The organism is Bacillus cereus group sp. BceL062, assembly GCF_051780025.1.
In the GTDB taxonomy this organism is placed as follows: Bacteria; Bacillota; Bacilli; order Bacillales; family Bacillaceae_G; genus Bacillus_A; species Bacillus_A toyonensis.
This window is the reverse complement of sequence record NZ_JBPWGY010000001.1, coordinates 597,602-615,718: the sequence shown is the minus strand read 5'-3', so window position 1 is coordinate 615,718 and position 18,117 is coordinate 597,602. Positions and strand designations below refer to the sequence as shown.

Genomic DNA, 18,117 nt, shown 5'->3' with positions numbered 1-18,117 from the left:
GAAATCTTCTTACATATAAAAACCGACTTGCGTTTACAGTACAAGTCGGTTTTTACGTCTATAATCCCCTTCCAATTAAATTCGCTGAAACGGGCTGAAGATTTAACTCTCTTGCCCATATTGATAGCTGACCTATATGATGAATTTCATGTACGATAACATGTCGTAACACTTCACCATACTTGTACTCTTTATCCGTCCATGAAACTTTTAATATTTTATTCTCTAAGTCTTCTGTCCACGATTGTAAAAATCCCTCTAAATCCTTATTATACAAATGAGATAATGCTTTCACTTTTTGAATAGATTGATAATCCTTAAATTGCGGCTCATCTACTTCTTTTCCTTTCAAATCACAAATCCAGCTATACTCAACATCTACAATATGAAATAATGTTTCTAATATACTTCCAACACCACCAACACGTTTGCGAAGTAATTCTTCCACTGTAAGTTGTTCACACCACTTAAACCAATCTTCTCTTACTTGCCAGTTATATTGAAATACAGTGTACACATTTATCTCTCCCCTACCCCAAGTATCCACTTAACAGCACCTATAATATAATGTGGCTCATCCTTTTGAATATAGTGACCGCTATGTTCTGCAATTATAAATTTATTTTTACTGGATAATTGTAATAATTCTCTTTGTAATTGTAACCATTTCAGTTGTGCAGCTTGCGAATAAAAAGCTTTTTTACCAGCAGCTAGCACGACAAGGGGAATATCGCTCATTGATTTACAATGTCTATCTGCTTCACCTAGACTAAACATAAACTCTTCATATGAACTTTCATATGCAAATTGTTTATAGTAAGCTTCTTGAAATTCTGGAGACATGATTGGCAAAAATACTTCTTTATAATTTTCTGGTGTCGAATCAACTAAAACTGTTCCCAACATATCCTCGGGATAAAAAACCGTAAATAACCGTGCATTTATACCACCAAAAGAATGCCCTACAAAAATATAAGGTGGCTTCAGTTGTAAAAGATTTAAACATGTTCTTAAATCTTTTACCATTTCAGAACTAATACGTTGCTTGGAACTCTTCCCACTTTTCCCTAATCCAGCTCGATCATATGTAAGTATCGTCCCAAATTCCGTCAGTCTTTCAGCAATATAATCCCATGCCTTTGAATAATCCCCGTAGCCTGATTCCATTATAATAACAGGCTGCCACTTCTTTCCTTGGAATACTTTCGTATACATTTTAAAATCATCAACTTCTACATATTCCTCTATACATTTAACCATCGACAATCACTTCTCTTCGGTCAAGTTCCTCAACAACATGATTAATTATTTCACTTACAGAAAAAGATCCATCCAATACGATATCTGAATTCGGTTTAACAGTATGAATTGCCTCTAAATAAGCTTTTCTCGCATGTGCCATGTAATGTTTTAAATCATTATGTATTTCACTCATAGTATCTTCTTTAAAATCTCGTAAAATTCTTCTAGCCATTGCAATATCTAAAGGTGTGTCAATAAATATAGTTACATCAATGAACTGCCCCATTTCTCTATTTAAGTATGCAAAAGGATAATCTACAATAATATAGTCTAATTTACTATCTCGTATAAGATGCTGAATATCATGAATTAATGGTGTAAGTATCCACTCGTCATAATTTGCTCCATCATCAATCCATTTACAAATATCAGCAGGACAGTTATCAAAGTTATAACTATCAAAAAATAGCGCTTTTGAATTTGTTAACTCATGAGTTAAACTTTCTGTAATAGTAGTTTTACCTCCCCCTGAAACAGCTGCAATTGTGATTACTATAGTCTTTCTATTCATAATCTCCCACCAATCCCTTTTAATTAACATAATAAAATTATAAGAAACTATTATTTTTTATTATTCCATTCATATTCTAGCATACTCATTTCCCATAAATTCCAATACGTTTCTCCTACTTTTTTTGAATCTCTTAATAAACCTTCTTTTACAAATCCTATTTTTTCATAACAAGAAATAGCCGACGTATTAAAATCATACACGCCAAGAGTTACTCTATGTAGTTTTAATTCTTCAAACGCAATATGAAGTACTGCTTTCATCATATGTTTTCCTATTGAACGCCCTCTCATTTTCGTATTACCAACTAACACTTTTCCAATTCTCGCAGACTTATTTATATCGTCTATTTGACCAAGTGAAATATGACCAAGTACTTCTTCAGTCTTTTCATCTATTACTTTGAAAGCGAGTGTATTTGCACTTTCTATATATTTCTCTAATTGCTGTTCGTTTAAAGGATATGTGAATGCATTTCCTGACCACTGTATTAAAAATTGTTCGGAATGAATCCAATTTATTAATTGTTTGAAATCAGATCTTTTAAAGGGCACTAATTTAATCACTCTCATTCTCCTTTCGTACATCACTCTTTATAGCCTCAAACTTATTTCTATATAAAGAATATATTCTCCTTTTATACGAAATTAAAATAAAGCCATTCATCAGAATGGCTTTACAAACAAAGCATAATTATGCTTTATTTGCTACGTCAACACCATTAAAATCAAACTCTGCAGTAACCGTTGTAACAGGAGGGAAAATTGCTTCAATTTTGCAAATGGAGATAATTACTGCAACAGATCCAGGAATAGCTGCAAGCTTAACTACATCACAACTTACAGACGAAACAGTACCTACATAAGTACGTCCCTCTGTATTAATTTGAACTGTGCGATTAATTAATTTCTTAAGCTCATCTCTAATTCCTTGCACACAAGAATTATCACATTTCTCATGCTTTTCTTTGTTACACTCTTCGAATATCTCCCAACAATCATCCTGTTTACATGTACACTTCTTTTTACAATTATTAAATCGAGAACCCAAAACCTCACCCCCTAATCCTTTCTATTAGTAAAGTATGTCCACTAGCTTAAAAGTGTACGAGGCAAACACATAGAAAGAAAAAAACAAACAATTGTACTAAACATTTTTTTCTTTATTAATTATAAAAACAATTCTTTAACAGTTAGCGGCTTGTTTAATGAGGGGACTTGGATTTAATTCTGCTGAATTTAAAGTTTAGATAACCTCTTTATCAAATGAATCTTTTTTTCTTTTAATAAGCCAGCTCCTTTAAGAGTTAGCTGTTTTTTCTATTACTTTACATATACATAGGCTTTGTTTGCAGTAATATAATATATTTTTTCTCCGCTGTTTTGAAATATACATTCAGAAAAATGTACTCCAAAATTAGATATTATTTATAATCAGAATGTTTTCTTCAACATGTGTTTATTGATAAATGTCATAACCAGTAATTCTCTCCACTATCTCTTGAAAATTAGCATAGTTTTTATGAATTCTATATGTAGTAGAAAGCACTCTATCATATAAAGATAAAATAATAGGTTTATAAACAAGCCATTTCTTCACTAAAACATAGAATGATAGTAATTCTATTGAAGGGAGGTATAAAAAAATGTCCTGGAATAATGATTGCTGGAGTTCTAAGAAACAGCATTGTTGTGATGACTGGTGGAAATCTAAAGAAAAGCATTGTAATGATGATTGGTGGAAGTCTAAAGAAAAGCATCATTGTGATGATGATTGGAGTTCTAAGGAAAAGCATTGTAATGATGATTGGTGGAAGTCTAAAGAAAAGCATCATTGTGATGATGATTGGAGTTCTAAACGAAATAAGTGTCGTTGTAAATGTTTCTTTATTTGTTGTCATTGTAAAAGAAAACATTGGTAAGATTTTAATGTCAACTTAACGGAAAGAATATGTCTTTTGGGATCGATAAATACTAGAATATAATATACAAAAAGCTGACTGAGTATAGTCAGCTTTTTGTATATTAACACGTACTGATTTAGAATGGCATCTATAGTTACAAGTTGAGTGGAGTGTCGAAATATAAGCTGACTCTTATAAATCGACTTTGTAATTATTTCACATACACTTTATTTACAGTAGTAAGTTTTCCTTTTGCTATGGTGCATTAAGTCCTGTAACACTTAATTTTGCATCAATAACAAACCCTCAGCATACTCACTTAATCGCTGCGACAACATAGGGTTTATCATTTCACGTTTACTATGAGTTACCCATATCTTATATTTTGTGTAACTAGCCCAAACGCTAAATTCCTTGTTATTCCTAGCATCATAACATTTTATCTTTCTAGTTACACAATGCATTGACAATGAGCAACTAGAAATTAGCATCCGTGTCATTCTTCCCTGTCTATCGCATGAGCTCTTCTATGTAACTAAAAAATACACCTTAAATGGGTGGTCTTTTATGTAAGTGAATAAAAAGATTACATTATCCCTCCAAATGTAATTGTTCCTAGTAAGCCTAATAAAACAAATCCTGTCAAACAAACAAAATCAGCAAGACAAATGGAAGACTGTGATAACGGAACAAATGACCTACTTGTATTAGATCCATAATGTTTTATTTTCTCATAATTTATTTCTAACATTACGTGTAGACATGATACACATTCTTCAGTTGTTTGAATAGATTCATCTTCTAATCGCTCCAATAACCTACTATTAAGAGCAAACGGAAGAGAATACTGCTTGTCTAATTTCATATTTTGGTACATTAATTGTAAACGAGATAACATATTATTTTTCTTTTTGTCAGACTTCACTTTACTTTTCATATTATTAAATTCATTTAATAACATCGTCAACTCATCTCTGCTGCCATATAAATCTTTAGCTATTCTTCTTTTTAGTTTGTACGAATAAATCATAGATTTAATCTCAATCATTGTATTACACTTCCTAATTAAATTTTATTTAACCCAATATGTTAAAAACAGTACTTTCAAATCCTATTAAAAATACACTTAAGTATCTTGATTTACTATCGATTAATATTACATTAACCTTACACAGTTGTAATAATTTCTTTAACACCCCTTCCGAACAAACGTACTTTTCTTTTCGGTCAATTTTAATTCGGAAGTTAATTGCGTCATTTATAAAAACACCACTGATTTATTTTGTTAATTAAAAATAAAAAAGTGGACACCAAACTACAGAGCACTATAATAACGCCCTTTTTAGTTTGATGTCCACGGATTCTTCCAGTAGGACTAAATTTATAATTAGTATTATAGCCTTTTCTCATATTTTAGTATATTTCTCATTAAAAAAGATTATTTTATATAGATTACTATAAGCATCCATAAAGCCAAAGCGCCAATGATAGCGAGCGCTATACGTGTAGTTAGTATCCTTAATTCAAAATCAGTTTTCTTGGAGGGTTCAGGATATGCAATTATGTAAATTCCCTTTAATAATGCAAGCCATGCAATAACCGTTAGGAACCCCTGCCAGTTGAATGCCCATACATTATGTAGGATTACAGTGCCTAGCCCAAGGAAAATCGATAAAAAACCGTACATAATACCAAACCCTCTGTCTTCAGCCACTAATTTTTTCAATTCACGTAATACCGATGGGCGTACGAAAAGTATTCCCGATACGATAACCGTGATCCATCCCCAAAACAATCCTAAAAAAGTGCTAGTTTCCATTTTTAGTTCACTCCCCTCAATTATTTATATTTCAGATATTCCTACCTTTAGAACAATTTCAACACCTATATATTGGCTATATTCTGCTCTTTATTCATACAAATATGGCATATTCAATACCTATCCTTAATCATCTCATTCTTCGTCATTATCTATCCGAATCAACCGAAGTCGCTTTGTACTATTCCCGCACACTTTTTCATAACTTGGATCTATCATGCACTGGAGCCAATATAATGATTTATTTGCCTTTTCACTAACCTCTACAATTGTCCCCTCTGTAATAAAATGATCACCTTGATACAATGTATACTCGCTTATCCCATGGAATCATCATTATTCCCTTCCGTATTAAAATAGCGTTTTTATTTCAAATAATACTCCTATTAATTTAAACGGATTTTTCAATGTTTTTACCCAAAAATTCGTGATATCGTTAATTAGTCGAGTACTTCATTACTTGATGATTATCCTTAGGAGCCTCGCAGACAATCGGTGTTTCTTTTATGTAAATAAGGATTTTGTTTAAACTTTACGATATGCAACTATATTAAAATATCTTCTAAAATTCCCATTAAACATTTATAATACTTTTAAACGGTTTAAATTCTACAATCAGTAATGGAGGCATTTTAATGGGAAACATCCCAAAAGTATCATCACACCAATCAAATCCTAATATACCCTCACAGCAAGTGAACCCTAATACACAACAAGGTAATAGAAAAAAAACAAGACGCCGTATTATAACTACTTTGGCTATTATGGTACCTATAATTTTTGTCCTTCAATATTCTCTGAATAACCAACAAGAAATGATTAAAGAAAAACAAATCACGCTGAATACGGAACAACAAAAATTATCTTCTGTAAAGAAGGATGGTCATTCCCTTAAGAATGATGTTAAAGCTTTAACAAGTAGTGAAGAAGAAATTTTAAAATTCGCAAGGAAATTGTATGGATTTTCTAAACCGAATGAAACTATATTTCAAATAACTGAATAAAATTACACTGCATTACCCAAAAGGCGATTTGAAGATAATCGCCTTTTTATATTTAATTTCTAAAGGAATCATACTACTCTCTCTTTCTATCAAATAACTATTTTGCTTAATTTGTTAAAATACAACCGCTTGTCCATTTCACTTTGCTCTGTCAGTACATTTACTATTAGTAATACAATTTTTAGAGGTGATAAATAATGGACGAGTTTTTATCTTTTGTTGCACTTAATCCGGGTTCTATTGGACCTACACTTCCACCTGTTCAACCCTTTCAATTCCCTACTGGTCCCACAGGTTCTACAGGAGCTACTGGTTCAACTGGACCAACTGGGTCAACCGGACCAACTGGACCAACTGGACCAACCGGACCAACTGGACCAACTGGGCCAACCGGACCAACTGGGCCAACTGGACCAACTGGGCCAACTGGACCAACTGGGCCAACTGGACCAACTGGATTTAATCTTCCCGCTGGGCCTGCATCTATTACCTTGACTTCTAACGAAACCACAGCATGTGTATCCACTCAAGGAAATAATACTTTATTTTTTTCGGGGCAAGTATTAGTAAACGGTAGTCCTACTCCAGGAGTAGTGGTCAGTTTTTCATTTAGTAACCCTTCTCTTGCTTTCATGGTTCCTCTTGCTGTCATTACCAATGCTTCAGGTAACTTTACCGCTGTATTTCTAGCCGCTAATGGGCCTGGAACAGTAACCGTTACTGCTTCACTTCTTGATTCTCCTGGAACAATGGCTAGCGTCACTATTACCATTGTGAATTGTCCGTAATGGTTTTGTTTTTAAGGACTAAGCAGTTTCTGATAAGATGAGCACTGATTTACAGTGCTCTTTTTTATCATTGGGATGTTCCTTTTAAATGAAATTTCGTAACACCCTACTAAAATAATGCTTTTATTAATCACTAATGATCTTTATATTTCTTCAGCTTGTCATCACAGGTAATTTTTATAAGTAGTTAACTTCTCAATGTAGTTTGTGTATATAATTCCATTCAAAGATACATAATACCCACGTAACTATTTAAAAACACTTCGTTTTTATATCAAAGTTCAAAAAGGAGCTACATAACATGGATAAAAAAGATTTATTAAGTCAACAACTTGATCATGTATCATCTGATGCGCTGAATACTCCTAGTAAAGCCCAAGAGCAAATGCAAGAAACATCTCAGAAGGCACATAATTCAAACAAAAAGGGCAATACTCAATCTTTACATGTTGAAGATTTACCAAATTAAGACGTATATAAAATAACGAACAAATACTAAATTTTAAGGGGAAAAATTCTTAAGAACGAGTGAACTTAATTTTTTCCCTTTTCCTATTTACATAACACTTTAATAGGAAATACGTACACATTTTTGACACATTCCCTATCACAATCTCCTGAAAATTCGTGATAATATTAATTTGTCGAATACGCCAAATTTCGACATTGCACGACAATACTTTCTCCCTTAGTGAATCCCTGTCCCCCAGGGATTTCTCCTTTTATTCATTACTTTTCGCTTCACTAAATTTTCATCCTTAACACAATTCAATCTCTCCAATGAATAGACATGCCACAATCCTATTTTGATAAAAACTATAAAACAAACATACGTCGTAATAATACAAGTAGAATTTTACTACTTCAAATTTACTTCTTCTCTTTTTATAAACATGAAAAATGAGCTCCATTTACATAGAGCTCATTCCTACATTTATAATTTACTAGACTGTAGACCCTGAATATGTGGAACTACTTCTGGATTTACAAGTGATGATAAATCTCCTAATTCTTTTCCTAAGTAAGCCGCTTTGATGACGCGTCGCATTACTTTAGAATTACGTGTTTTTGGCAAATCCGCTACAACGTGGATATCCTTTGGACATAATGCTTTTCCGATATGAGAATTTACTAAACTCATTAATTCTTTCTTTAATTCTGCTGTAAATATTACACCATCTCGTAATACTACAAAGCAATGACAAACCTCACCTTTTACATCGTCAGGTACACCAATTGAAGCTGCTTCTATTACATTAATATGTTTCACAAGAATAGACTCATATTCAGCAGGCCCAATACGTTTACCAGCAATATTTAGCGTATCATCTGAACGCCCTGTAATGATATATTGTTCACCATCATAAATAACCCAGTCACCATGAACCCATTTATTTTCAAATCGTGACCAATATGTGTTCACATAACGCTCATCGTCTTCCCAGAAACTTTTCGTCATTCCAACCCAAGGTTTCTCTAAACATAATTCTCCAACTTCATCACGGATTGGTTTACCTTGATCATCAAGTACAACCGCAGCCATACCTGGTAACGATGCGTTAAAACTAATTGGTGCGATTGGCTTAATCAGAACATTACCGAAAATCCCACCAGAAATTTCAGTTCCGCCTGAATAGTTACAGATTGGCACTTTTCCTTTTCCAACTGTTTCAAACAGCCACATCCATGGATCAGGATTCCAAGGCTCTCCTGTTGATGCGAATACTTCTAAACTCTTTAAAGAATGTTTATTCACATACTCATCACCTTTTGCCATTAATGCACGGATTAACGTTGGCGAAATACCGAGATGAGTAATTTCATATTTATCAACCGTCTCCCATAAGCGATCTGCTTCTGGAAAGTCTGGAACACCTTCGTACATAACCATCGTTGCACCATTTATGAGTGAACCGAATAATAAAAATGGCCCCATCATCCAGCCCATATCAGTTACCCACAATACACGATCACCTTGTTTAATATTCATTCCAAATCCTGCATCAAAAGCTGCTTTCAAAGGAAATCCTGCATGCGTGTGTACCGTTCCTTTCGGCTTACCAGTCGTTCCTGATGTATATATGAGCATTAAAGGATCATCACTATGCATTTCTTCGGCATGTATGAATGGTTTTTCTTTTTCTAGCGTACTCCATGAAAAGTCATAATGATGCGGTGTAAAATTATTTCCTGCATGACGAACAATTACCACCTTTTCAACAGTCGGGCAATGTTCACAAGCTTTATCTACTTCATCCTTTAAAGAAACAATTTTCCCGCGGCGTGAAAATCCATCTGCGGTAATAATCATTTTTGAACCAGCTGCTTGTACGCGTGTCATAACTGCATCCGAAGCAAATCCCGAAAATATTGGTGAAATAATTGCTCCGATTTTCATTACAGCTAGCATCGCAACAACTGTTTCCGGAATCATCGGCATATAAATTGTTACACGATCGCCCTTCTCAATACCCGCTTGTTTCAAACCATTGGCCACACGGCTTACCCAATTGTCAAGCTCTTCATATGTAAATGATTTTGAAGTTCCATTTTCCCCTTCGTACTGAAGTGCTGGCTGTTTTCTTGTCACTTCATCCGCAATCCAGCGGGATAAAGCTGATTCTACAACGTTACATGTTCCATCATTATACCACTGTGCAAATGGCGTACCATTTTCTAAATCTAACACTTCTGTATAAGGTTTCATCCATTGATAGCCAACTGCTTTTTCTGCCTCTCCCCAAAACCAAGCTGTTTCCTCAATAGATTTATTATAAAAAGTTTCATAGTCTTCATATCCCAATGATTTCATCCAACCATATAAACGTGTTTTTTCCTTATACTCTTCTGTTGGAAACCAAACTGCTTGTTTCAATGTTTTCCCCTCCTTGACTTTTTGAGCAAGAAAGCCCTAAATAGGGCTTTTAAACTGGATATACAGGATGTTTACGATCCGTGAATACTTGATATTTACTCATATACATTTCGAAACGCCCTTTTAACTCTTCACGTAAATTGTTTGGATGAACAATACCATCAATCACCATCTCTGATGCTAAATGATAAATATCAATATCTTTCTTATACTCTTCACGTTTTTCAGCTATGAAGCTTGCACGCTCTTCTTCTGGTAAAGCCGCAATTTTATTTGCATATACAGCATTGACCGCTGCTTCTGGACCCATTACAGCAATAGAAGCTGTCGGTAATGCTAAGCAGCAATCTGGTTCAAATGCCGGACCTGCCATTGCATATAAACCAGCTCCATATGCTTTTCGAACAATGATAGAAATTTTCGGTACAGTTGCTTCACTCATTGCAGAAATCATTTTTGCACCGTGACGAATAATACCAGCGCGCTCTACTTTTGTACCAATCATAAATCCTGGTACATCTGCAAGGAATAATAATGGAATATGGTATGCATCGCATAAATTAATAAACTTCGCTGCTTTATCAGCTGAATCGTGGAATAAAACGCCACCTTTCATACGCGGCTGATTTGCAATAATACCTATTGGCTTACCATCAATGCGTGCTAAACCTGTAATGAGTTCTTGAGCAAATAATTTTTTCACTTCAAAGAATGAGCCGTCATCTATAATTCTGTTAATCAGATCTTTCATATTGAAAGGAGCATTTTGATTTTCTGGAATGATTTGTTCTAACGTTTTATCGAACTGTTTCGGTTCTTGAGGTGTCATCAATGGAGTCTTTTCTAAGTAGTTGCTTGGAAAATATGAAATGTATTGTCTAGCCTGTGTAATTGCATCTTCTTCTGTCTTACATAAAACGTCTCCGCATCCTGATACTGAGCAATGCATACGAGCCCCGCCCATTTCTTCTAAAGTTACCTTCTCACCGATAACCATTTCAGCCATACGTGGAGATCCTAAATACATAGATGCATTACCTTCCACCATCATAACAACGTCACAAAAAGCTGGAATATATGCACCACCAGCAGCAGAAGGACCAAATAATAAACAAATTTGCGGAACTTTACCTGATAATTTCACTTGGTTATAAAAGATTCTTCCCGCACCGCGGCGCCCTGGGAACATTTCTACTTGATCTGTAATACGCGCTCCAGCAGAGTCAACTAAATAAAATAATGGAACACGTAACTTTTCAGCCGTTTCTTGAATACGTAAAATCTTTTCAACTGTACGAGCTCCCCATGATCCGGCTTTCACAGTTGAATCATTTGCCATTACGCACGCAGTACGCCCATGTATTTTACCAGTTGCAGTTACAACACCATCAGCCGGTAACCCTGTTTGCTCACAATTTGCAAATAATGCATCTTCTACATATTCGCCATTATCAAATAGAAGAGCTAAACGATCTCGAACAAATAGTTTTCCTTTTGCTTTGTTTTGTTCATGATATTTCGGTGCTCCACCTTGTTTAATCGTTTCAACTCGTTCTTCAAAATTATTTGATTGTTGTTTTTGTTCTAACACATTTACTCCCCCTTATACATCGGTTTGCGTTTTTCCTTAAATGCCTGTAATCCTTCTAATCTATCTTCCGTATGGATTACACCCTCGTACGCCTGTTTTTCCATTTGTAATCCGGTATGTAAATCTACTTGAACACCATTAGAAATTGCTTCTTTTGCTAATCGAACTGCAATAGGACCATTACTAGCAATTTGATTTGCAATTTCAATCGCTTTCTCTTCTAGTAAATCAGCTGGTACGACGAATTCTACTAAACCATATTCTTTCGCTTCTTGCGCCGAAATACGTCTTCCTGTATAAATTAATTCTTTCGCTCTACCAACACCAATTAATCTCGGTAAACGCTGCGTACCACCTGCTCCAGGTATAATTGCAAGGGTAGTTTCAGTCAGACCAAGGCTTGCATTTTCAGAAGCGATTCTAAAGTCACAGGCTAAACTCAATTCCGTACCACCACCAAGAGCAATTCCATTAATAGCTGCAATAACTGGTTGTGGTAATTGTTCCACCATTTCCATAGTAGTACGAATCATACCAACCGCATGGCGAACTTGCTCTTCATTCATACCAGCTCGTTCTTTTAAATCTGCGCCAGCACAAAACGCTTTTTCACCAGCCCCTGTTAAAATAACTACACGTGTATTTGACTCTTCACTTATTTCCGTTAATATTGTTTGCAATTCTTCTAATAACGCTAAAGATAAAGAATTTGCTTGTCTTTCACGATATAACGAAATCTTTACAACATGCGGTGTTACATAGTCAACTGAAATATTTTGTAATTCTAGCATCTTCTCACCTACTTATCGTTTTATGTTGAAGCGCTCTATACACATGACTCGGTAATTGGATATTTAACTTACTTTGAATAAATTGACTAGCTCTCCATAACTTTTCTTCGTCTATATTTGTTTGGACACCTAACTTATGGAGCATATGCACTAAATCATCAGTTGCAACATTTCCTGATGCTCCCGGTGCATATGGACATCCCCCGAGTCCACCACAAGAACTATCAAACGTTGTAATACCGTGTTCTAAAGACTTCACTACATTTGCAAGTGCCATCCCATACGTATTATGAAAATGCATTGCAAACTGCGAAGCATCATATTTCTTTAATAGATGTTCTAATACTTGTTCTACTTGTAATGGATTCGCTACACCAATCGTGTCACCGAGAGAAACTTCATAAATGCCGTATGAAAATAGTTGATTACATATTTCATCAACTGCTGCGGCACTTATATCTCCCTCATACGGACATCCAAATACAGTAGAAACATAACCTCTAACCTTTTTCCCTTCGAATATTGCCTGTTTTGTTATATCTTCAATAACAGTTAATGCTTCTTTAATTGATTTATTAATATTACTTTTATTATGAGATTCACTCGCTGATAAAAAAACATTCACCTCATCTACATTTTGCAAAAAAGCTCGTTCCAAACCATTTTGATTTGGAACAAGCGCAGCATATGTAACATTGGGATCCCTTTTTAGCTCAGAAAAGACATCATTTGCATCCGCTAAGGCAGGAACCCATTTTGGGTGAACGAATGAGGAAACTTCAACGTACGACAATCCGGCTTCTGTAAGTAGTTGAATCCATTTTACTTTATCTTTTGTGCCAACAATCTTTTTTTCATTCTGTAAGCCATCACGTGGCCCTACTTCTTTAATGACAGCAAAATTAGGTAGTTTCAATTCGCTTCCCCCTATATCTCCCTATTCAATTTCTAGTAATACATCTCCTTCATTTACAAAATCGCCTTCTTGCACATTAATTTTCATAACTGTGCCAGCTTCTTCTGAAATGATTGGAATTTCCATTTTCATAGATTCCAAAATGACGACATCCTGCTCTTCCTCTACTGTATCTCCTACTCCTACAACTATCTTCCAAACATTTCCTGCCATCGATGCATATACTTTCGTCATCATTTTTTCCCCCTTAATATTCATAAATCTTATTTTTTAACAAGCTGTTTCGTTACGAAACCCGTTGTATAAATACCACTTTTGAACACATCGTCTCCGAGCACTTGCAGTAGCATCGGTGTATTTGTTTTAATACCTTCAATTTTCAACTCCTCTAGAGCATTTTCTAATTTTGAAATTGCCTCTTCACGAGTTTCACCATGAGCAATGACTTTTGCAATCATTGGATCATAAAACGGTGTAATTGTTACATGATTCTCTAAAAAGTGATCCATACGTATATTTGATGGTAATGTTAAATCTGTAATTTTCCCAGGTGACGGGAAGAATGTTTTCGGGTCTTCTGCATAAATACGTGCTTCAATGGCATGACCACTACGTTTTACATCATCCTGAGTAAATGATAGTTTCTCTCCACTTGCGATAAGAAGTTGTTGTTCTACAAGATCTAACCCCGTAATTTCTTCTGTAACGGGATGCTCTACTTGTAATCTCGTATTCATTTCTAAGAAATAGAAATTTTTCTGATCATCTACAAGAAACTCAACTGTACCTGCATTTGTATACCCAAGAGCTTTAGCAGCTTGTACAGCCACTTCTCCCATTGCTTTTCGTGTACCTTCATCTAAAAAAGGTGAAGGTGCTTCTTCGATTACTTTTTGATTTCGGCGCTGTACGGAACATTCACGTTCCCATAAGTACACTGTGTTACCATGTGTATCTGCTAAAAGCTGAATTTCAATATGATGCGCGTCTGCAATATAACGCTCTAAATACATTTCTCCATTACCGAAGAAATTTTGTGCCCTTGTTTTGTTACTTTCAAATGCTTTGGTGAGCGTTTGCTCAGTTTCCATCAACTGCATTCCAATGCCTCCGCCGCCCGCGGATGCCTTAAGCATTAATGGATAACCAATTTGTTTTGCAATTTCAATTGCCTCTTCAGCAGTTTCAATATTTGTAGTAATACCTGGAACTACTGGTACATCTGCTGCTTGCATTGCTATACGTGACTCAATTTTACTTCCCATCTTCGTAATGATTTCTTCTGAAGGACCAATAAATACGATTCCTTCTTCTTTACAGCGAATCGGAAAAGATGGATTCTCTGATAATAATCCGTACCCCGGATGGATTGCTTCAACATTTGTCTTCTTAGCTATTTCAATAATTTTTTCAAGGTTTAAATAGCTTTCTTGAACTCGTGGACCACCTACTAGATAAGCTTCATTTGCCATTTTTACATGAAGGGCATTTTCATCAGCCTCAGAATAAATAGCGACGGTACGAATTCCAAGTTTTTGACAAGTTTTCATAATGCGAACTGCGATTTCCCCGCGATTGGCAATTAATATTTTTTGAAACATAGTGATTCCTCCTTTTTATCTACATCCTAAATGTCTAGCAATTACGAGACGTTGAATTTCAGAAGTTCCTTCACCAATTTCTAACAGTTTTGCATCACGAATATGTCTTTCAACTTCATATTCACGCATATAGCCATAACCGCCATGAATTTGTACTGCATGATTCGCAATACGACTAGCTGCTTCAGATGCAAATAGTTTTGCCATAGCCGCTTCTTTACCGAAAGGTTTATCGTTATCTTTTAACCAAGCTGCTTTATGTACTAAATTACGTGCTAACTCTACTTCAGTCGCCATATCCGCTAATTTAAATTGAATCGCTTGGAAATTAGAAATTGTTTTTCCAAATTGTTGACGTTCTTTCGCATATTGCAATGCACGTTCAAATGCAGATTGTGCAATACCTACTGCTAATGCTGCAATTGAAATACGTCCTCCATCAAGTGTATATAAGAATTGTTTAAATCCTTTATTAACATCACCAAGAATATTTTCTTTCGGTACACGCACACCATCAAGTACGATTTCACAAGTATTAGAAGCGCGAACACCCATCTTATCGTAAGGACTCGAGATCGTTAATCCTTCACTTGTAGTCGGTACGATAAATGCAGAAATACGTTTTCTACCATTCTCTTCAACACCGTTGATAGCGGTTACAATAATTGTATTTGCATACTCTGCGTTTGTAATCCAGCACTTTTCACCACTGATTACATATTCATCACCATCTAATACCGCTTTCGTTTGTGTGCCTCCTGCATCTGATCCAGCGTTTGGCTCCGTTAATCCGAAAGCGCCTAACGTTTTACCTGATGCCATTGGAACTAAATATTTTTGTTTTTGTTCTTCTGTACCGAAATAATAAATTGGAGAAGCACCTAATGAAATTGTTGCAGCGTAGCTTAATCCTGTACCACCACAAGCACGACCAATTTCTTCAACTGCTAGCGCGTACGATACTGTATCGCCACCTGAACCTCCATACTCTTCTGGGAATGGGATGCCTAATAATCCTAGTTCGCCCATTTTTTGAAATGTTTCATATGGAAACTCTGCAGTTTTGTCATAATACACAGCTTTCGGTGCGATTTCCTTTTCAGCAAAGTCACGTACCATTTCTTTAATCATTTGTTTTTCGCGAGTTAGAGTAAATTCCATTCCGCTACACACCCCTTATCGAATATTGAGTTTCGACAGCGTGCGAGTTTCTACTACAAACATTACTTCTTAAAAGACAAGAATATTAGTTAGACAATTGCTACAATTCTGTCATAACTTAATTTTAAAACAGATTCTGTACTAATGCACAAAAAAATTCCTACATTGTTCTACAACAACATAGGAAGTTTTATGTCGAATTATGTAATTTATTGTTTAATAATCTCTACCTTTTCCCGAATCAGAAATTTCTACTAACGCTTCAGGATATGGCTCAAAATATGTTTGTCCTAATAAATACTTTTCATCAAACCGAATGGCCCATGATTTTAAAATTGCAAGCAAACTACTAAGTGGTATTTTCTTTTCTGCATACTTTTGTATCAGTTCTAAAAAATAATCTTTTTCTTGTTTTTTTAATTTCGTTTTAAAATATCCGAAAATATGTTCACATACATTTACATTCGATGTATAGCGGGGCGCGCGCAAAAATAATTCATATAAAGTCTTCTCATAATTATCAAATACAATTTCAATCGTTTCATTTTTTTGATTTGCAATAATACGCCCTAATTCTTTTTGTTTTACCTGATTATATGCCATAAATAAATATTTATTGTCCGACTGAAACGATACAAGGTTTTTCATATTTTTATTATGTTTAATCATTTTGTAATATGCGATTGTAAATAACCTTGTAAAGAAATGTTCTCTAATAATAAAATTCGACAATCTACCTTCTTCTTCAATTGGAAGGTGCGAAAATTTTTTTAATACTGCTCCGCCAAATAAGCCTGGTCCCTTTCCTTTTGCTGGCGCTTTTTCAAAACCAGAATAAAATTTCACATCACGCGTACCACAACTTGGCGAGCGATTCTTTAAAATAAATCCATCCACATCGGATATCGTTTGTAAAAATCCATTTGAAAATTGCTCCATTTTTTCAGTAACGTCTTCTCTTGTCGACGGTTGCACAAGTTTATTCACACCATTTTCTTCTACGATTCGTATCGTTTCACGAGGAATTCCCAATCCAATCTCGACTTCTGGACAAACAGGTATAAATGTAACAAATGGCTGCAAATTTCGTATTGTTACATCCGGAATCATTTCTCCATTATAACGACAAGCATCAAATTCTAAACATTTACTTACGACGATTGTAGGTTTTGCAAATTGTCGCATTTCATTACCTCCGTGGCGTTAGTCCGTACAAAATAAATTGAATCGTATTTTCAATTTCCAATTCATCATCCCAATTCTCTTCAGGTAATAATAAAAACCGAGTTAATAGAAATCCTAAAACAGCTGATAATGTAAGCCGTAACACGGAAGGTGGTGGCATCTCAATAATTCCCCCTTCTTCTTGAAACTTTACAATTAACTTTTTAAAATGTGAAAGCAGTTCTGTTTCTACTAATTGTTGTATTTCACTTTTTAGCTCTGGCTGAAACGGCACTTCTTGAATTAATATTTTAATCATTGGAAAGTGCTTTTTGGCAAATTCAAATCGATTATGAATGACTACCCTTAAAAGCCCTTCATACGATTCATAATCAGTTTTAAATATCTCTTTCGCAAAAGCTTGTACGAAAAATGGTGCAGCAAACTTTGTTAAAGTTGGCATTACGACCGCTAACAATAAATCTTTTTTCGTCTTATAGTAGCGGAAAATCGTTCCTTCCGCTACACCAGCACGCTTTGCAATTTCACTTGTTGAAGTTGAAGCATATCCTTTTTCTCCAAACATATCAACAGCTGCTTCTAAAATACGCATTTGACGTTCATTTCGATTATCAGTATTAGTTGCAGCAATCAATTCCTCAAGCCAATCCTTCTTCATGTACAAAGCCCC

Annotated in this window: 22 protein-coding genes and 1 pseudogene; 4 read left to right on the top strand and 19 right to left on the bottom strand. The window is 35.0% G+C overall.

Going from position 1 to position 18,117, the window contains the following annotated elements:
* Nucleotides 1-58 precede the first annotated feature (58 nt).
* From ACS2MN_RS03030 to ACS2MN_RS03010, 5 genes are all read right to left on the bottom strand, one after another.
* Entirely contained in the window at nt 59-517 is a 459-nt protein-coding gene (locus ACS2MN_RS03030; protein ID WP_000288860.1) for a DinB family protein, read from the bottom strand.
* A gap of 2 nt (nt 518-519) precedes the next feature.
* On the bottom strand, nt 520-1,260 hold the full coding sequence (locus tag ACS2MN_RS03025) for an alpha/beta fold hydrolase (protein ID WP_000237654.1): 741 nt from the start codon (nt 1,258-1,260) through the stop codon (nt 520-522).
* On the bottom strand, nt 1,253-1,813 hold the full coding sequence (locus ACS2MN_RS03020; protein WP_001080626.1) for a hypothetical protein: 561 nt from the start codon (nt 1,811-1,813) through the stop codon (nt 1,253-1,255). The genes ACS2MN_RS03025 and ACS2MN_RS03020 overlap by 8 nt, the downstream gene beginning before the upstream one ends.
* A 50-nt stretch (nt 1,814-1,863) precedes the next feature.
* Nucleotides 1,864-2,403, bottom strand: coding sequence for a GNAT family N-acetyltransferase (locus ACS2MN_RS03015; protein ID WP_073990635.1), 540 nt, complete (start codon nt 2,401-2,403; stop codon nt 1,864-1,866).
* Between the two features lie 103 nt (nt 2,404-2,506).
* Nucleotides 2,507-2,863, bottom strand: a complete 357-nt coding sequence (locus ACS2MN_RS03010) for a hypothetical protein (RefSeq protein WP_000535571.1) — start codon at nt 2,861-2,863, stop codon at nt 2,507-2,509.
* A 595-nt stretch (nt 2,864-3,458) separates the two neighbouring features.
* Between ACS2MN_RS03010 and ACS2MN_RS03005 the strand changes: the two genes are divergently transcribed.
* Nucleotides 3,459-3,734, top strand: coding sequence for a hypothetical protein (locus tag ACS2MN_RS03005; protein WP_097952807.1), 276 nt, complete (start codon nt 3,459-3,461; stop codon nt 3,732-3,734).
* 568 nt (nt 3,735-4,302) lie between these two features.
* Here the strand turns inward: ACS2MN_RS03005 and ACS2MN_RS03000 are convergent.
* The 3 genes from ACS2MN_RS03000 to ACS2MN_RS02990 all read right to left on the bottom strand — a co-directional run bounded on the left by ACS2MN_RS03000 (nt 4,303) and on the right by ACS2MN_RS02990 (nt 5,841).
* On the bottom strand, nt 4,303-4,764 hold the full coding sequence (locus tag ACS2MN_RS03000) for a hypothetical protein (protein ID WP_000569865.1): 462 nt from the start codon (nt 4,762-4,764) through the stop codon (nt 4,303-4,305).
* A 390-nt stretch (nt 4,765-5,154) separates the two neighbouring features.
* Nucleotides 5,155-5,535, bottom strand: coding sequence for a hypothetical protein (locus ACS2MN_RS02995; protein ID WP_000450237.1), 381 nt, complete (start codon nt 5,533-5,535; stop codon nt 5,155-5,157).
* 135 nt (nt 5,536-5,670) lie between these two features.
* Nucleotides 5,671-5,841, bottom strand: a complete 171-nt coding sequence (locus ACS2MN_RS02990; protein ID WP_015000527.1) for a hypothetical protein — start codon at nt 5,839-5,841, stop codon at nt 5,671-5,673.
* A 329-nt stretch (nt 5,842-6,170) separates the two neighbouring features.
* Here ACS2MN_RS02990 and ACS2MN_RS02985 point away from each other — a divergent pair, with 329 nt between their 5' ends.
* Both ACS2MN_RS02985 and ACS2MN_RS02980 read left to right on the top strand, forming a co-directional pair.
* Nucleotides 6,171-6,539: an FtsB family cell division protein gene (locus ACS2MN_RS02985; protein ID WP_000526884.1), complete on the top strand. Its 369-nt coding sequence runs from the start codon at nt 6,171-6,173 to the stop codon at nt 6,537-6,539.
* 197 nt (nt 6,540-6,736) lie between these two features.
* Nucleotides 6,737-6,793: pseudogene (locus ACS2MN_RS02980) on the top strand (exosporium leader peptide-containing protein); the annotation flags it as partial.
* Between the two features lie 17 nt (nt 6,794-6,810).
* Here ACS2MN_RS02980 and ACS2MN_RS02975 read toward each other — a convergent pair.
* Together ACS2MN_RS02975 and ACS2MN_RS02970 are read right to left on the bottom strand one after the other, a co-directional pair.
* A complete protein-coding gene (locus ACS2MN_RS02975; RefSeq protein ID WP_312032721.1) occupies nt 6,811-7,050 on the bottom strand; it encodes a hypothetical protein in 240 nt (79 codons plus the stop codon).
* Nucleotides 7,051-7,065: 15 nt separating this feature from the next.
* Nucleotides 7,066-7,311, bottom strand: a complete 246-nt coding sequence (locus ACS2MN_RS02970) for a hypothetical protein (protein WP_000237381.1) — start codon at nt 7,309-7,311, stop codon at nt 7,066-7,068.
* Between the two features lie 317 nt (nt 7,312-7,628).
* On the opposite strand from ACS2MN_RS02970, the gene ACS2MN_RS02965 reads away from it, so the two are divergent.
* Nucleotides 7,629-7,796, top strand: coding sequence for a hypothetical protein (locus tag ACS2MN_RS02965; protein WP_000358199.1), 168 nt, complete (start codon nt 7,629-7,631; stop codon nt 7,794-7,796).
* A 465-nt stretch (nt 7,797-8,261) separates the two neighbouring features.
* Here the strand turns inward: ACS2MN_RS02965 and ACS2MN_RS02960 are convergent, their stop codons facing one another.
* From ACS2MN_RS02960 to ACS2MN_RS02920, 9 genes are all read right to left on the bottom strand, one after another.
* On the bottom strand, nt 8,262-10,202 hold the full coding sequence (locus ACS2MN_RS02960; RefSeq protein ID WP_000806475.1) for an AMP-binding protein: 1,941 nt from the start codon (nt 10,200-10,202) through the stop codon (nt 8,262-8,264).
* Between the two features lie 49 nt (nt 10,203-10,251).
* On the bottom strand, nt 10,252-11,793 hold the full coding sequence (locus tag ACS2MN_RS02955; protein WP_000893092.1) for an acyl-CoA carboxylase subunit beta: 1,542 nt from the start codon (nt 11,791-11,793) through the stop codon (nt 10,252-10,254).
* Nucleotides 11,794-11,795: 2 nt separating this feature from the next.
* Nucleotides 11,796-12,584 (bottom strand): enoyl-CoA hydratase, encoded by a 789-nt coding sequence (locus ACS2MN_RS02950; protein ID WP_000891732.1) that lies wholly within the window; start codon nt 12,582-12,584, stop codon nt 11,796-11,798.
* 4 nt (nt 12,585-12,588) lie between these two features.
* Nucleotides 12,589-13,500: a hydroxymethylglutaryl-CoA lyase gene (gene mvaB / locus ACS2MN_RS02945; protein WP_000775419.1), complete on the bottom strand. Its 912-nt coding sequence runs from the start codon at nt 13,498-13,500 to the stop codon at nt 12,589-12,591.
* A gap of 21 nt (nt 13,501-13,521) precedes the next feature.
* Nucleotides 13,522-13,737, bottom strand: coding sequence for an acetyl-CoA carboxylase biotin carboxyl carrier protein subunit (locus ACS2MN_RS02940; protein ID WP_001987345.1), 216 nt, complete (start codon nt 13,735-13,737; stop codon nt 13,522-13,524).
* 26 nt (nt 13,738-13,763) lie between these two features.
* Nucleotides 13,764-15,101 (bottom strand): acetyl-CoA carboxylase biotin carboxylase subunit, encoded by a 1,338-nt coding sequence (locus ACS2MN_RS02935; RefSeq protein ID WP_000486760.1) that lies wholly within the window; start codon nt 15,099-15,101, stop codon nt 13,764-13,766.
* Between the two features lie 15 nt (nt 15,102-15,116).
* Nucleotides 15,117-16,262, bottom strand: a complete 1,146-nt coding sequence (locus ACS2MN_RS02930; protein WP_000397277.1) for an acyl-CoA dehydrogenase — start codon at nt 16,260-16,262, stop codon at nt 15,117-15,119.
* 216 nt (nt 16,263-16,478) lie between these two features.
* Complete coding sequence (locus tag ACS2MN_RS02925; protein WP_001248625.1) at nt 16,479-17,447, bottom strand: YbgA family protein; 969 nt, start codon at nt 17,445-17,447, stop codon at nt 16,479-16,481.
* A 4-nt stretch (nt 17,448-17,451) separates the two neighbouring features.
* Entirely contained in the window at nt 17,452-18,105 is a 654-nt protein-coding gene (locus ACS2MN_RS02920; RefSeq protein WP_000711180.1) for a TetR/AcrR family transcriptional regulator, read from the bottom strand.
* Nucleotides 18,106-18,117: the final 12 nt, after the last annotated feature.